17 protein-coding genes are annotated in these 14,368 nt (G+C 72.0%); 11 read left to right on the top strand and 6 right to left on the bottom strand.

The genetic code is table 11. The features are described 5' to 3' along the window. Positions 1-14: 14 nt before the first annotated feature. Positions 15-677 carry a hypothetical protein gene (locus tag IF46_RS0125585; RefSeq protein ID WP_030490926.1) on the top strand — a complete coding sequence of 221 codons (663 nt, stop codon included), beginning with the start codon at positions 15-17 and terminating at the stop codon, positions 675-677. 55 nt (positions 678-732) lie between these two features. Here IF46_RS0125585 and IF46_RS0125580 read toward each other — a convergent pair whose 3' ends face one another. Together IF46_RS0125580 and IF46_RS0125575 are read right to left on the bottom strand one after the other, a co-directional pair. Beyond that, entirely contained in the window at positions 733-924 is a 192-nt protein-coding gene (locus tag IF46_RS0125580) for a DUF5703 family protein (protein ID WP_013734349.1), read from the bottom strand. Between the two features lie 486 nt (positions 925-1,410). Beyond that, positions 1,411-2,055 (bottom strand): O-methyltransferase, encoded by a 645-nt coding sequence (locus tag IF46_RS0125575; protein WP_030490925.1) that lies wholly within the window; start codon positions 2,053-2,055, stop codon positions 1,411-1,413. A 109-nt stretch (positions 2,056-2,164) separates the two neighbouring features. Between IF46_RS0125575 and IF46_RS0125570 the strand changes: the two genes are divergently transcribed. Next, positions 2,165-2,794, top strand: coding sequence for a TetR/AcrR family transcriptional regulator (locus tag IF46_RS0125570; protein WP_051724174.1), 630 nt, complete (start codon positions 2,165-2,167; stop codon positions 2,792-2,794). 255 nt (positions 2,795-3,049) lie between these two features. On the opposite strand, the gene IF46_RS0125560 is transcribed toward IF46_RS0125570, so the two are convergent. Both IF46_RS0125560 and IF46_RS32820 read right to left on the bottom strand, forming a co-directional pair. Further along, positions 3,050-3,928: an SseB family protein gene (locus tag IF46_RS0125560; protein ID WP_030490923.1), complete on the bottom strand. Its 879-nt coding sequence runs from the start codon at positions 3,926-3,928 to the stop codon at positions 3,050-3,052. Then, on the bottom strand, positions 3,925-4,344 hold the full coding sequence (locus IF46_RS32820; protein WP_036393252.1) for a YbaB/EbfC family nucleoid-associated protein: 420 nt from the start codon (positions 4,342-4,344) through the stop codon (positions 3,925-3,927). Before IF46_RS32820 ends, IF46_RS0125560 begins: the two co-directional genes overlap by 4 nt. Before the next feature lie 93 nt (positions 4,345-4,437). On the opposite strand from IF46_RS32820, the gene IF46_RS0125550 reads away from it, so the two are divergent. Genes IF46_RS0125550 through IF46_RS0125540 form a run of 3 tightly spaced genes read left to right on the top strand, consistent with a single transcriptional unit; the run spans position 4,438 to position 6,748 of the window. After that, entirely contained in the window at positions 4,438-4,770 is a 333-nt protein-coding gene (locus tag IF46_RS0125550) for a hypothetical protein (RefSeq protein ID WP_030490922.1), read from the top strand. Continuing rightward, positions 4,767-5,828 carry a WXG100 family type VII secretion target gene (locus IF46_RS0125545; protein ID WP_030490921.1) on the top strand — a complete coding sequence of 354 codons (1,062 nt, stop codon included), beginning with the start codon at positions 4,767-4,769 and terminating at the stop codon, positions 5,826-5,828. The genes IF46_RS0125550 and IF46_RS0125545 overlap by 4 nt, the downstream gene beginning before the upstream one ends. A 14-nt stretch (positions 5,829-5,842) precedes the next feature. Continuing rightward, entirely contained in the window at positions 5,843-6,748 is a 906-nt protein-coding gene (locus IF46_RS0125540) for a hypothetical protein (protein WP_030490920.1), read from the top strand. A gap of 36 nt (positions 6,749-6,784) precedes the next feature. On the opposite strand, the gene IF46_RS0125535 is transcribed toward IF46_RS0125540, so the two are convergent. Continuing rightward, positions 6,785-7,756 (bottom strand): aldo/keto reductase, encoded by a 972-nt coding sequence (locus IF46_RS0125535; protein ID WP_030490919.1) that lies wholly within the window; start codon positions 7,754-7,756, stop codon positions 6,785-6,787. A gap of 186 nt (positions 7,757-7,942) precedes the next feature. On the opposite strand from IF46_RS0125535, the gene IF46_RS0125530 reads away from it, so the two are divergent. From IF46_RS0125530 to mshC, 6 genes are all read left to right on the top strand, one after another. Further along, positions 7,943-8,995, top strand: coding sequence for an LLM class F420-dependent oxidoreductase (locus IF46_RS0125530; RefSeq protein WP_030332780.1), 1,053 nt, complete (start codon positions 7,943-7,945; stop codon positions 8,993-8,995). After that, the gene (locus tag IF46_RS0125525) at positions 8,992-9,828 is read left to right on the top strand and encodes an undecaprenyl-diphosphate phosphatase (protein WP_030490918.1); all 837 of its coding nucleotides are present in this window, start codon (positions 8,992-8,994) and stop codon (positions 9,826-9,828) included. Before IF46_RS0125530 ends, IF46_RS0125525 begins: the two co-directional genes overlap by 4 nt. A gap of 67 nt (positions 9,829-9,895) precedes the next feature. After that, positions 9,896-10,609 (top strand): histidine phosphatase family protein, encoded by a 714-nt coding sequence (locus IF46_RS0125520; RefSeq protein WP_030490917.1) that lies wholly within the window; start codon positions 9,896-9,898, stop codon positions 10,607-10,609. Positions 10,610-10,766: 157 nt separating this feature from the next. Then, positions 10,767-11,351, top strand: coding sequence for a DUF3090 domain-containing protein (locus IF46_RS0125515; RefSeq protein ID WP_030490916.1), 585 nt, complete (start codon positions 10,767-10,769; stop codon positions 11,349-11,351). Next, a complete protein-coding gene (locus IF46_RS0125510; RefSeq protein WP_030490915.1) occupies positions 11,348-12,166 on the top strand; it encodes an SCO1664 family protein in 819 nt (272 codons plus the stop codon). The genes IF46_RS0125515 and IF46_RS0125510 overlap by 4 nt, the downstream gene beginning before the upstream one ends. Before the next feature lie 66 nt (positions 12,167-12,232). Further along, positions 12,233-13,471 (top strand): cysteine--1-D-myo-inosityl 2-amino-2-deoxy-alpha-D-glucopyranoside ligase, encoded by a 1,239-nt coding sequence (gene mshC / locus IF46_RS0125505; RefSeq protein ID WP_030490914.1) that lies wholly within the window; start codon positions 12,233-12,235, stop codon positions 13,469-13,471. A gap of 92 nt (positions 13,472-13,563) precedes the next feature. Here mshC and IF46_RS0125500 read toward each other — a convergent pair whose 3' ends face one another. Next, positions 13,564-14,025: a GNAT family N-acetyltransferase gene (locus tag IF46_RS0125500; RefSeq protein ID WP_036393248.1), complete on the bottom strand. Its 462-nt coding sequence runs from the start codon at positions 14,023-14,025 to the stop codon at positions 13,564-13,566. Positions 14,026-14,368: the final 343 nt, after the last annotated feature.

Here is a 14,368-nt window from a genome sequence, read left to right as displayed (position 1 = left end):
AGGGACTGCCCCACATGACCGACCAGCACGGTGAGCTGGACGCCGCTCTCGAGCGCGTGATCGAAGCGGCCCGCCACCACCTGGCCGCCGTCCGTGCCGCACAGGGTCGCGTCGACGACGACGACGTCTGGCAGGCGTACGTGGCGTTGAACAACGCCTCCTTCGCGTACGACGAGCGGCTGCTCGACGCCTTCGGCGAGGTGACGCCCTGGGACGTCGACTCGATCGACCCGGACGAGGCCGACGAGCGTTTCGGCAGCGGTGAGGGTGCCGAGGCCAGCGACCCGCACCCCCACGTGATCTCGGTGCGCCAGCGCCGTGACTACCGGGTGCCGAGCATCTCCGCGCTGCTGCGGGTGGCCGAGGCGGCCCGCCGCGAGGGCACCCCGGAGGGCGACGAGCCGGCACCCGTGGAGGGCGTCGGCGAGGCGGTGCTGGAGCTGCTGCAGAGCGGCGACGGCTCACTCGGCGCGTTGGACGTCCCCGAGTTGGAACCGCTCGACGGGGTGGTCATGGTCAGCGAGGTCGGCACCCCGGTCGACCTGGAGTCGTTCGACGACGACGACGCGGTCGGCCCGTTCCAGCCGGCGGCCGACGACCGGCTGGTCGGCCGGCTCGACGAGCACCCGTTCCTGGAGCTCGACGACGACCACGACCACGCCGGGCACCAGCACTAGGTGTGCCGGGTGCCGCCCGGGGCCGACTCCGGCCCCGGGCGGCACCGCTCGGTCGTCAGTACGACAGACCTGGCTGCGGTTGGTTGACCCGCCGACGACGCAGCACCACCTGCCGCGTGCCGTCCCGGTACAACCGCACCCGGGCCAACTCCCATCCGGAGAACTCCGCCTGGATCGCCAACTGCGCCGCGGCGGTCAACCGGTCGACGTTCGGCGGCAGCCGCAGCGGCGCGTACTCGTAGTCCATGCCACCCATGCTGCCCAGCCCAGCGCCCCTTCGCCACCCCCGTCAGAGTGACCAACAAGACCGCCGCAGGCTGTTCGCCCCGCCCCGCCCCGGGCCCCCGCCGCGCCGATCTTGCAGTTTCGGTCGCCGAATGCGTGAAATGCCCCCTATGCCGCGACAGTAAGTGCAAGATCGCGTGCTGGTCCCGCCGATCATGGAGTTACGGTGCCCGGATTGGCAGGTCAACGGGTGCTTTGTTGCCCACCACAACTCCCTGATCGGCGAGGCAGTGTGGTGCGTCGTCCCGGGTGGGGTGGAAGGGGTGGGAAGGGGTGGGGGTAGGGCCTGTCCTGCCGATCTTGAATCGACTGGTCGGGTGACGCACCGGCGGGATCATCAGGCGTGACCGGTGCTGACGCGCTGCTGAGAGTCGAGGAGTTGCGGCGAAGCATCTCGCCCCGGCCCGCTGACGACCCGGCGGCAACCTGCTCAGTCTGACCTCTTCGATCAGCGGCCCGTCCAGCAGCTGAGCTCCATGCCATCCTCGACCGGGAAGTCGATGCTGACGTAGCCGTTGCCCGGGTCTCGGACGTAGGTCACGTAGTCGCTCATCGACCCGAACGTGGAGTCGTCGCCGACGACCAGGGCGCCCGGGGCGAGCCGGTCCTCGATCAGGCGCAGGACGGGCAGGCACATCTCCTTCCAGCCGTCGAGCAGCGCCAGGCCGATCGGGCCGCCGACCGTGCCGAGGGTGGTCAGCGCGTCTCCCTCGAGCACTGTCACGAGGTCGCTGAACCCGGCCGCCTCGATATTGGCGCGGGCCGCCTTGACCTTGGTCGCGCTGAGCTCGGTCGTGGTGACGTGCCCGATCCCGTTGTCGCGCACGGCTGCGGCGAGGTAGAGCGTCGAGATTCCGTACGAGGTGCCGAACTCGACCACCGTCTGCGGTCGGGCCGCGCGGACCAGGGCGTAGAGCAGGTCGCCGCCGCGAGCCGAGATCGGCATGTAGACGTCTTCGAGCAGGTCGGAGCGTTCCTGGGGGGTGAGGGTGGGTGCGGGTCGGCCCGGCGAGCGCTCATCGTCGCGCTCGGCCTCGGTGAACAACCGGGCGATCAGGTCGCGGACGGCGGGGTCGTGCAGTGTCGTCGTCATGACGGATAGACTAGACGCAACGTTGCGTCTAGCAAAGTCCCGGATCTTGTAACGTCTCGGAAGACTTGGACTTCGCACGGGAAAGACGTCCCACGGGAAGGAGCGCCTGATGCATCGCGGCAACCGGCACGGCCGGAGCGAGGCGGCCCGCGAGGCCGTGCTCCAGGCGGCGGACGACCTCGTCGCCGAGATCGGCTACGCCAAGGTCACCATCGAGGGCATCGCATCCCGGGCCGGCGTCGCCAAGCAGACGATCTACCGGTGGTGGCGTTCCAAGACCGACATCCTGGTCGACGCGTTCACCGCCGACAGCGCCCAGGAGCTCACGCTGCCCGACACCGGCGCCTTCCGCACCGACCTGCGCGCCCACCTCGACGAGCTGGTCCGCTTCCTCGAGGTGTCCGACTCGGGCGCGGTGTTCCGGGCCCTGGTCGGTCAGGCCCAGCATGATCCGGAGCTGGCCGCCCGGCTGCGCGCGGAGGTTCTGCCGCAGCTGCGCGCCCGCGACCGAGTGCCGTTCGACCGGGCAGCGGCACGGGGCGAGCTGCCCGCCGAGGCCGACGTCGACCTCCTCGTCGACCAGGCGGTCGGGCCGATCCACTTCCGGGTGCTCGTGACGGGTGAACCTGTGACACCCGCACTGCTGGACGCGCTGGTCAGCAAGGCAGGCCAGGGGCAGCCGGGGGCACCACCCGGCCAGGAACAGCCGGGCGCGGCAAACGCGGAACTCGACCGTTGAGGTGGATGCCGGCATCGGCGAACGCGCGACGGTAGCGGCCCTCCGTCAGCGTGACCCGGCCGGCTTGGCGGGACGGCTCGGGAACCCAGTTCGCGCCGGCGCACTAGCCGCCCGGGGCGAGCGGGACGTGCGCCCTGCGCCAGGCGTCGAGGAAGTGCTCTGGGGTCTCGGCGAGGCCGAGCAGACCGAATTGGGTGACCAGGTCGGTGCTGCCGGGGGCCAAGGCCAGCGACGATCCGTCGAGGCAGTCCGCGACTAGGCGGTGGGGAGGTTTGCCGCTAGTAGGGCGGCGAGGGCCGGCGCGGCCAGGGCTACCGCCCGGGCGCTGCCCGGGTCGACCGCCAGCCCCCAGGACGGGTCCGGCCAGTCCTCGAACAGCTCGGCGCAGGGCAGCGCGAGGAACGGCACCCCCTCCCCGGTGAACGCGGTGAGCGCCCGGGGCGAGGTGAAGACCGGCAGCAGCGGCGCGCCGGTCGCGTCGCTGAGCACCGTCCACGGGAAGTCGGCACCCGGCGCCGGTTCCCCGGCCAGCGGGACGCACACCGTGGCGCCGGCCAGCACGCCGAGGTAGCCGGGCAGGTCACGCCGGTCGACGGCCGCGGCGAGCGTCGCCACCACCGCCGGCTCCGCCGCCTCGGCGGGTGTCGTGACGGCCGGAGCCGCCTCGACCTGGGTCACCTCGACCGGTGCCGACTCGTTCAGCGCCGGCTGGGCGGAGGCCGCACCCACCGCTGGGCCGGGGAGCGCAGCCGGCACTGCCGGGCCGGGGCGGGCGGCCGGCACCGCCGGGCCGGGGAGCGCGGCCGGCGGCAGTGCCCGGCAGGTGAGCGCGCCGGGCTCGTCGGTCAACACCTCGGCGGCGGTACGGGCCACGAACGCACTGAGCCGCTGCACCTGCTCCGGAGTGCGCAGTGCCTCGTACCACCAGTTGCCGTCGCCGGTCGGGCGGTGCCAGCCGAGCGCGGCCAGGCGTGCCTCGTCGTAGCCGGGGCAGAACGCCCGCACCACCTCGCGGCGCACCAGCAGCCGGATCCCGCGCGGGCCGACGGAGAGCTCCAGGTCGGTGTCCCGGTCACAGCGGGCGACGGCGTCCCGCAGCCGAGCGACGATCTCCGGCCAGGTCGGTGACGTCACGCCGGCGCGTCCGGCAGGCGGTCGTCGAGCCGCCCGAGCCGGGCGATGGTCTCCTCCAGGCGGCCCAGCGCCGAGAAGTCACCCGGCTTGCCGAACAGGTCGCCGAGCCCCGCGCCGAGCGTGACGTTCAACCCCTCGGTGTGCTCGGCGACGTGCGCGGCGGCGGCGGCGCGGGCCTGCCGGTACGCGTCGAGCACCAACTCGGCCAACCCTTCCGTGCCGGCGCGCAGGGCGGCGGGCGCGAGGGTGAGGCCGGTCAGCTCGCCGGTGGCGTCGACGGTCGCCGAGACCAGCCCGCTCTCGTCGGTCGCGGTGCCGGACAGCTCGTCCAGGTCGTCGTGGAGGCCCGCGAACTGGCGCTCGATGTCGGCGATCCGCCCGGCGAGCGCGTCGAAGGCGGACGTCGGGTCCGTCATGAGATTCCTCCCCCGTGGATCGTGCGACCGGGTGGTGCCCGGCGGCCGGGAGATCGTATCGTCGGTGCGTTCGACACATGGGGGAGGAACGGCATGCCGCCGGATATCGATGTCGACGTGCAGGCGCTCCGTCGACTTGAGACCGCCGCCAAGCACGTCGCCAGTTCGCTCGCCGCCCTGGAGGCTCAGATCGTCTCGGCCGGCGACGTGCCGTCGGGGGCCTTCGGCCACCTGCCGTTCGCCAGCGACCTGCTCCGCGCCAAGTACGCCGAGCAGGTCACCGGCGGCAAGGAGCTGTTCGGCGCCGCGAATGCCGCGTTCGGTCGGGTCGCCACGGCGCTTGCCGACACGGTCGAGGCGTACGAGCTCAACGAGCGGGACCTCGACTCCGGTTTCAAGGCCATCCAGTCGGGGCTGCCCGGATGAGCGGCCCGGCCGGTAGCGCCGTCCAGCTGTGGAACGGCCTCGACAGCGCGCTCTCCGGTGTGGAGGACGCCGTCAACAGTGTCTGCCGGACGCTGGCCTGGCCGCTGATCCAGCTCGTCGATCTGGTCGACGGAGAGCCCGCCGTGCTGCGCGCGAAGGCCGCCGAGTGGGACGCGCTGGCCACGCAGGTGCGCGACCTGGCGCAGGGGCACCGCGGGGCCCGGGAGTCCGCGCAGGCCGGGTGGCGCTCACCCTCCGGTGTGGCGTACGGGCAGCGGTTGGCCGAGGTGGAGCAGCAGCTCCTCGGCGTCGCCGAGCAGTTCGCCGCGACCGCGGAGTACCTGCGCAGTGTCGCCGACGGCCTGCAAACGGTGCACGACGTGCTCGTGGACCTCTGCGTGGAGTTCGTGAACTTCCTCCTGGTCACGCTGGTGACCGCGTTGCTGATGGCCCCGGTGACGATGGGGGCGTCCTGGGCGGTCGGCGTGGGCGTGACCGTGACCAGGGCCTTGGTCGTGGTCACCCGGGCGCTGAAGATCATCCGGCCGCTGGCGGCGCACCTGCAGAAGGTCATTCGCCTGCTCCAGCGGGTCATGCTGTACCTGCGCAAGCTGCAGGCACACCTCGACAAGCTGGTCACGTTGCAGAACAAGCTGCGCACCGGCAAGAAGTACGCCGACAAGCGGCACGCCGCCGGCAAGGCCGACAAGTGGTTCCACAAGATCTTCGACCCCACGAAGGGCACCTACAAGCTGGGCAAGTCCGGTTCCCCGTTCGACATGGGCAACCTCGACCGGGCCGCCGCGCTGCGGGCGCACGGGGTCACCGACGGCGCCCGGGTGATCGCCCGGGACTGGGCGACGAACCTGCCGTGGAACGTGCCGAACTCGGTCGTCCACGGCGTCACCTGGGGGACCGTCGCGTTGACCAGCGGGCTCTCCGTCCCCGGCAGCGATCAGGTCGGCGACCAGATCGACCAGGCGGTGCAGAGCGGCGCGGATTGGGTCGACCAGAATGTCTTCGGGCAACCGCCGGCCGGCCAGCCGGCGGGCCGCTAGGGGAGGAACGCGTGATGTCAGGGGAGCGAGGTCGACTCGGTCGGTTCACCGACGCGGTGCTCGGCGGCGCGCGGGCCGCCCGGGACAAGGCCCGCGAGCTGCGGGAAGAGTTCCGCACCAGCGACGAACCCGAACGTGCCCTCGTCGCGCCACTGCTGCCCGGACAGGAGCTGCGCTACGTGGGGCTCGGCCCGGTCCGCGTCCCGGCGGCCCACAAGGCCGGTCGGCAGCTCGCCACTGTGATGGCCGACGAGTTTGTCGACTCGCTCGACCCGAAGGTGTTGTTCGGGCTGCTCAACATCGTCAACCCGGTGGTCTGGGTGGACGCGGTGCTGACGCCCGTCCGGTTGGCGGCGGGCGTGCTGCTGCTGCCGGGCAAGGCTGCTGCCATGGCGGTGGGTCTGCCAGCGGCGGACGAGCCGGAGGCGGGCCCGCCACAGCAGCGGGCGCAGCGGGAGCCGATTCCGCTCAGCGAGGAGCAGGAGGCGTTCCGCGCTCTGTTCCGGCTCAGCCTGTACCGCCCGCTGGCCGACCAACTCGCCGAGATCGCCTACAAGCGCCGGTACGTCTTCAGCGGTGACCTCGCCACCCTCGCCGGCAGCCTGCTGCTCTTCCTGGAGCGTTACAACGGCACCCCGCTGGCCGTGACCGACACCCACCTGCACCTGCTGCGGATGGGCCCCCGCCCGGACGCCGACCGGCCCGACCGGCGGCAACCGCGGGTGCTGTGGAGTGTGCCCCGCGACCGGGTGGCCCGGGTCGACTCGGAGCGCGGCCCGACCGGGCTCGTGCAGCTGACTTACACGATCGTCTTCGACGACGGCTCGTGGATTCGGCTCACCCAGCCCGCGCTCCGCGACGACCAGTCGCGTTTGCTGACCGCGATCCAGGACCTCCCCGGGCAGCGCCCGACGCCGTGACCCGGCCGGTCGATCAGCCGTGACCCGGCCGGCGGGTCAGCCGTCGCGTTCGGGGTAGCCGATCGGCACCGCCGAGACGTCGTCCAGCGCGGTGGTGATTTCCTCGGGGAGTGTGATCCGTTCCACTTGGAGCGCGCCGAGCAGCTGCCCCACCGTCCGGGCGCCGAGGATCGGCGCGGTCACCCCGGGCCGGTCCCGGATCCAGGCCAGCGCCACCTCCAGCGGCGACACGCCCAGCCCACCGGCCGCGGTCGCCACCGCCTCCACGATGCTGGAGCAGCGCGGCTCCAGGTACGTGGCGACGAACCGCTCGAAGTGCGGCGACGCGGCCCGGGAGTCGCCCGGGCGACCGTGCCGGTACTTGCCGGTGAGCACTCCCCGGCCCAGCGGCGACCAGGGCAGCACGCCGAGGCCGAGCGCGTCGCAGGCGGGCAGCACCTCCCGCTCCACGCCCCGCTCCAGCAGCGAATACTCCACCTGGGCCGCGACCACCGGTGCCCGCCCCGGCCAGGCGGCCTGCCAGGCGGCGGCCCGCGCGGTCTGCCAGCCGGAGAAGTTCGACACCCCGACGTAGCGGACCTTGCCGCTGGCCACCGCGTGGTCCAGGGCGGCCAGGGTCTCCTCCAGCGGGGTGTCCGGGTCGTACCCGTGCACCTGGAACAGGTCGACGTGGTCGGTGCCGAGCCGGCGCAGCGACGCGTCCAACGTGCGCAGCAGGTGCCCTCGGGAGCCGTCGCGGCGTCGGCCACTGCCGGGGCGCAACCCGGCCTTGGTGGCGATCAGCAACTCCTCGCGGGGGACGAGGGAGCCCAGCAGCGAGCCGATCACCGACTCGGCGTCACCGTCGCCGTACACGTCGGCGGTGTCGATCAGGTTGCCGCCCGCGTCCAGGTAACTCTTCAGCTGGGCGGCCGCATCGTCGGCGTCGGTGTCTCGGCCCCAGGTCATGGTGCCGAGCGCGAGCCGGGAAACCGCCAGCCCGCTTCGGCCGAGCGGTCGCTGTTGCATGGGTGAACCTTATTTCGAACCTGCCGCTACGGATATCCTCGCTCCCGTATCTCTGCCGGTTCTGCCGGTTCCGCCGTCCTGGGCTGCCCCGATGGAGGGGGGATCATGGGTGTCGAGCCGGTGATCGAGTCCGTTATCGGCATTGCGTAACCTGGTGCGACCTGTGCCACAGATGGGGGAGGACCAGTGCGACTCGGGCTCAGTCTCGGATATCAGACGGCGTGGAGCACACCGGCCGACCACCTGGCCCTGGCCCAGGAGGCGGACCGCCTGGGCTATTCGGTGGTGTGGGCGGCGGAGGCGTACGGCTCCGACTCGCCCAGCATGCTCGCCTGGATGGCCGGGCAGACCGAACGGATCGACGTCGGCGCCGCGGTGATGCAGATCCCCGCCCGTACGCCGGCAGCCACCGCGATGACCGCGGCCACCATCGACGCGCTCTCCGGCGGCCGGTTCCGGCTCGGCCTGGGCGTCTCCGGCCCGCAGGTCTCCGAGGGCTGGCACGGTGTCCGTTTCGCCAAGCCCCTGGCCCGGACCCGCGAGTTCGTCGACATCGTCAAGCTGGCCATCGCCCGCAAGGAGGTGGCGTACGACGGCGAGCACTACACGCTGCCGCTGCCCGACGGCCCGGGTAAGGCGCTGCGACTGGGTTTCCACCCACCCCGTGAGCACATACCGATCTACCTGGCCGCGGTCGGCCCGAAGAACCTGGAGCTGGCCGGCGAGATCGCCGACGGCTGGCTGGCCGTGTTCTACGCCCCGGAGTTCGCCGAGGAGCAGCTCGCCTCGGTCCGCGCCGGGCGGGCCAAGGTCGGCAAGGAGTTGGCCGGGTTCGACGTGGTGCCGTCGGTGCCCGTGGTGATCGGCGACGACGTGGCGTCCTGCGCCGAACTCGTGCGCTGGTACGCCGCGCTCTACGTGGGCGGCATGGGCAGCCGCCAGCAGAACTTCTACAACCAGCTCGCCACCCGGATGGGCTACGGCGACGCCGCCCGCGAGGTGCAGGACCTGTACCTGGCCAAGCGGCAGCGCGACGCCGCCGCCGCCGTACCCATGGAGTTCATCGACCGCACCTCGCTGCTCGGCCCGAAGGAGCGCATCGCCGAGCGGATGCGGGAGTACGCCGCCGCCGGCGTCACCACGCTGTCGGTGACCCTGTTCGTGGCCGACCGGGACAGCGGTGTGCAGACCCTGCGTACCGTCGCCGAGGCCCTCGACCTCTCGGGAGTCGGCGAGTGACCTGGGTCGAGGCCATCGTCCTGGGCATCGTCCAGGGACTGACCGAGTTTCTTCCGGTCAGCTCGTCGGGGCATCTGCGGATCACCTCGGCGATCTTCTTCGACCGCGACGCCGGCGCGTCGTTCACCGCGGTCACCCAGCTCGGCACCGAAGCGGCCGTGCTGATCTACTTCGCCAAGGACATCTGGCGGATCACCCGGACCTGGCTGGTCGGCATCCGGGACAAGTCGGTGCGCTCCAGCCTCGACTACCGGATGGGCTGGTACGTGATCGTCGGCTCGATCCCGATCGGGCTCTTCGGCTTCCTGTTCAAGGACCAGATCAAGACCGCCGGGCGCAACCTGTGGGTCGTGGCGACCACGCTCATCGTGTTCGCGTTCGTGCTGGCGTTCGCCGAGTACTGGGGTCGGCAGACCCGCACCCTGGAGAACTTCCGGATGAAGGACGGCATCGTGATGGGCTTCGCCCAGGCCATGGCGCTGGTCCCCGGGGTGTCCCGCTCCGGCGGCACGCTCACCGCCGGCCTGCTGCTCAACCTGACCCGCGAGGCGGCGGCACGGTACTCGTTCCTGCTGGCCATCCCGGCGGTGGTGATGTCCGGCGTGTTCAGCCTCGGGGACGTCTTCGAACCGTCCGCCCCGGGCACGTCCGTGCCCACCGTGGCCCAGACGATCGTGGCCACCCTCATCGCGTTCGGCATCGGCTACGCGGCCATCGCCTGGCTGCTGCGCTACGTCGCGCACCACACCCTGTACGTCTTCGTGCTGTACCGGGTTGCGCTGGGCACCCTGGTCCTGGCGCTGCTGCTGACCGGCACGATCAGCGCCACCTGACCCGAGGCGATCCGTCGACGGCCCCGGCCCTGCCGGGGCCGTCGACGTTTCCGGGTAGGCCATTAGGGTGGTCAGCGTGGCGACCCTTCTGCTTCTGCGACACGGCCGGACCACGGCGAACGCCGATGGCGGCCTGGCCGGTCGGCAACCGGTCGAGTTGGACGACACCGGGCGCGCCCAGGCCAGCGCGGTGGGCGAGCGGCTGCGGGCGGTGCCGCTGGCCGCCGTGGTGACCAGCCCGCTGATCCGCTGCCGGCAGACCCTGGAGTTGGCGCTCCCGCAGGCCACCCCGGTGGTCGAGGACGGGCTGATCGAGTGCGACTACGGCAGCTGGGAGGGGCAGCCGCTGAAGAAGCTCGCCAAGGAGCCGCTCTGGCCGGTCGTCCAGCAGCACCCCAGCGCGGCGGTCTTCCCGGGTGGGGAGGCGATGGCGGCGATGGCGGCGCGTGCCGTGGCGGCGGTGCGAGCCTGGGACGCCCGGGTGAACGCCGAGCACGGGCCCGAGGCGGTCTGGCTGGCGTGTAGCCACGGCGACGTGATCAAGGCCATCGTCGCGGACGCGCTCGGCGTACACCTGGATGCCTTTCAACGCATCGTGGCCGACCCGGCGTCGGTGACGGCGATCCGGTTCACGCCGCTGCGACCGTTCCTGGTTCGGCTCAACGACACCGGCGGTGACCTGGCGGCGCTGGTGCCGCCGCCAGCCAAGCGGCGTCGGCGGGCCTCCCGCGCGACCGATTCGGACGCCGCGGTAGGCGGCGGGGCGGGTGCGTCGCGGTGAGGCGCCGCACGACACCGCCCCCGATCGGGGCGTCAACGCCCACCGCAGCGGCCGCCACGCCCGGGAATAGCCGCTGGTCCGCCGGGCGCGGCGGCGCTGCGGCGATTCGGGTCGGTGGGGTACGCGATGCCCGGACGGGCCGGATAGGGTCGTGGGTATGACCCACCAGGTGCACGCCTTCGAACCGCCGGAGCGGTTCGTCGCCGGGACTGTCGGGCCGCCGGGGGAGCGCACGTTCTTCCTGCAGGCCCGCGGCGGCGGCAGGCTGGTCAGCGTCGCGCTGGAGAAGGTCCAGGTGTCTCTGCTCGCCGAGAAGCTGGAGGAGCTGCTCACCGAGGCCCAGCGTCGCTTCGGGGTGGACCTGCCCGAGCTGGCGCCGGTGGTCGGTGACAACGAGCCGCTGGACACTCCGGTCGACGAGGAGTTCCGGGTCGGGACCCTCGGGCTGGCCTTCGACGTGGACACCGCGACCGTGGTGATCGAAGCGATCGCCGCGGGCGAGATGGAGCCCGAGGTCGAGCTCGGCGACGAGGACGACGACGAAGACGACGAGGAAGACGACGACGAGCCGGACGAGGACCTGGATCGGCTCCGGGTCCGGCTCACCCCGCAGGCGACCCGCCAGTTCATCGAGCGGGCCCGGCGAGTGGTCAACGCGGGCCGGCCGCCGTGCCCGCTCTGCGGCCAACCGTTGGACCCCGCCGGGCACCTCTGCCCGCGGCACAACGGTTATCACCGGTGACCTCGTCCGGCCTCCAGCCTCGCCAGGACGGCGACGCCGCGCTGCGGCTGCTGCGTGACGGCGTCCTCGACCTGGAGGGTCGGCTGGTCGACGCGTCGAACACCACGCTGCGCGGCATCCTGACCCTCGGCGAGGTGACCGCCCGCTGCGTCTACAAGCCGGTCCGTGGCGAGCGCCCACTCTGGGACTTCCCCGACGGCACCCTGGCCGGTCGAGAGGTCTCGGCGTACCTGGTCTCCCGGGCCACCGGGTGGGATCTGGTGCCGCCCACCGTGCTGCGCGACGGCCCGTTCGGCCCCGGCTCCTGCCAGCTGTGGATCGACGAGCCGGAGGACGCCGAGCCGCTTGTCGGTTTCCTGCCCGCCGGGGAGATCCCGCCGCGCTGGTTCCCGATCGCCGCGGCCCGGGACGACGACGGCACCGCGTACGCCCTCGCCCACGCCGACGACCCCCGACTGGCCCGGCTCGCGGTGCTCGACGCGGTGCTCAACAACGCCGACCGCAAGGGCGGTCACGTGCTCGTCGGCGCCGACGACCGGATCTACGGCGTGGACCACGGGGTGAGCTTCCACGTCGAGGACAAGCTACGTACGGTGCTCTGGGGCTGGGCCGGTAAGCAGTTGCCCCCGGACGCCATGGAGATGCTCGACGCGCTGGCCGGGCAGGTCGCCGGGGCGCTCGGCGCGGAGCTGGCCGACCACCTGACGATCAGCGAGGTGGCCGAGGTGGCCGCCCGCGTCGACCGGCTACGCGAGACCGGCTGCTTCCCCCAGCCGCCGGAGGACTGGCCGGCGATGCCCTGGCCGCCCATGTGAGCCGCTGTCATTTTGATCACCCGTGGGGTGCTCCGGCCGCGTCGTCGGGCTGGCTAGGCTGATCCCATGGAGTCTTGGGCGGGACACGAGGTGCCACGGCTGCCGGGCAGGGGCGAGCCGCTGGCGTTGTACGACTCGGCGCGACAGGGTGTCCACCCGAGTGAGCCGGCCGACGCGGCGAGCATGTACGTCTGCGGCATCACCCCGTACGACGCCACCCACCTCGGCCACGCCGCCACCATGATCACGTTCGACCTGGTGCAGCGGATGTGGCGCGACTCCGGCCGCCCGGTGCGCTACGTGCAGAACGTCACCGACATCGACGACCCGCTGCTGGAGCGGGCCGCCCGTGACGGCGAGGACTGGGTGGTCCTGGCGATGCGCGAGACGGCGCTGTTCCGGGAGGACATGGAGGCGCTGCGGATCATCCCGCCGGCGCACTACGTGGGCGCGGTCGAGTCGATCCCGGACATCGCCGACAAGGTCGAGGTGCTGCTCAAGGACGGCGCCGCGTACCGGCTCGACGACGGCACCGGCGACGTCTACTTCGACATCTCCGCCACGCCCCGCTTCGGCTACGAGTCGAACCTGACCCGCGAGCAGATGCTGGAGATCTTCCCCGAGCGCGGCGGCGACCCCGATCGGGCCGGCAAGCGTGACCCACTGGACCCGCTGCTGTGGCGCGGCGCCCGCGAGGGGGAGCCGTCCTGGCCGGGCGGCGACCTGGGCCCGGGCCGCCCCGGCTGGCACATCGAGTGCGCGGTGATCGCGCTCAACCTGCTCGGCGACCGGATCGACGTGCAGGGCGGCGGCAACGACCTGCTGTTCCCGCACCACGAGGCGTCCGCCGCGCACGCCGAGCGGCTCACCGGCCAGGCACCGTTCGCCGAGCACTACGTGCACGCCGGGATGATCGGCCTGGACGGCGAGAAGATGTCCAAGTCCCGCGGCAACCTGGTCTTCGTGTCCCGGCTGCGCGCTGACAAGGTCGACCCGATGGCGATCCGGCTCGCGCTGATCTCCGGGCACTACCGCAGCGACCGCACCTGGACCGACGAGCTGCTCACCGCCGCGCACGAGCGCCTGGACCGTTGGCGGCGGGCCGCCGCCGCACCCGCCGGGCCGTCCGGGGCCGAGCTGCTGGCCGAGGTACGCGCACGCCTCGCCGACGACCTGGACACTCCCGGAGCCCTGGCCGCAGCCGATCGCTGGGCCGAGGCGACTCTGTCCGGTGCCACGGACGACCCCGAAGCCCCCGCCCTCTTCGCGAACACGATGGACGCCCTCCTGGGAGTCCGCCTCTAGGGCCTGTTGCGGCTGACGGGGCAGCGGGGTACGACATGCTCGCCGTTCGCTACGAAGCGACTGCGATAGACGAGTGGCGGTGACCAGCGGGCTTAGGGCAGCTCCGAGGACGCGCGCTCGGTCAGCGACTTGAACATGTGCACGTCCGCATGCCCGCCAGGGATTCCCAGGGTCCGGCCAGTCTCGACGTAACCGTGGCGCTGATAGAAGCCAGGCGCTTGGAAGGTGAAGGACGAGACGACCACGCGGTCACAGCCGCGCTGTCTGGCCTCCTCCTCGGCAGCGCGCAGGATCTTGCTGCCCCAGCTGTCCTTGCGGCGATCCCCGTGCACCCACAGCAACTCGATGCCGCACAGGCCGCCCCAGGTCCATGCAGCCAATCCTCCGACCAGTTCGTCTGCTTCATCGGTGACCTTGACCGAGAACGTGCCGCGATCAGCTGCCCCTGTCGCGGTGGTATTGAAAGCGACAAGCTCCTCGGTCAGCCGCTTGTTGAGCTCAGCGTCGCGTTCGCCAGTGGTCAGAGTCGGCCCGGTGCCGTGGTCGGTCGTCACGGCGCGGAGTATGCCAGTCCGGCTTCCCCCACAGCACTAGATCAACGCCACCTTGATCCCCCTCCCCCTCCCCCCTCCCCCCCCTTGGGGGCCCGCCCCCGCCCAACGCGTCGATCATGGAGTTGTGGTGGCCGGTATGAGGCAATACGCGCCTTATGTGAGGCACCACAACTCCATGATCGACGCGAGCGCTCGGGGCACGGCGTGACGCCGTTGGGCCGCCCCTTGCCTCGCCGCCGATCTTGCAGTTCTGTTGCTACTAAAGGTGCTAATCGGGGCGAAGCAGCGACAGGAAGTGCAAGATCGCCGGGGCGGGGCGGGGCGGGGCGGGGCGGGGCGGGGC

Origin of the sequence: Micromonospora chokoriensis, from assembly GCF_000718555.1 — a bacterium.
GTDB lineage: Bacteria > Actinomycetota > Actinomycetes > Mycobacteriales > Micromonosporaceae > Micromonospora > Micromonospora chokoriensis_B.
This window is presented reverse-complemented; position numbering and strand designations above follow the sequence as displayed.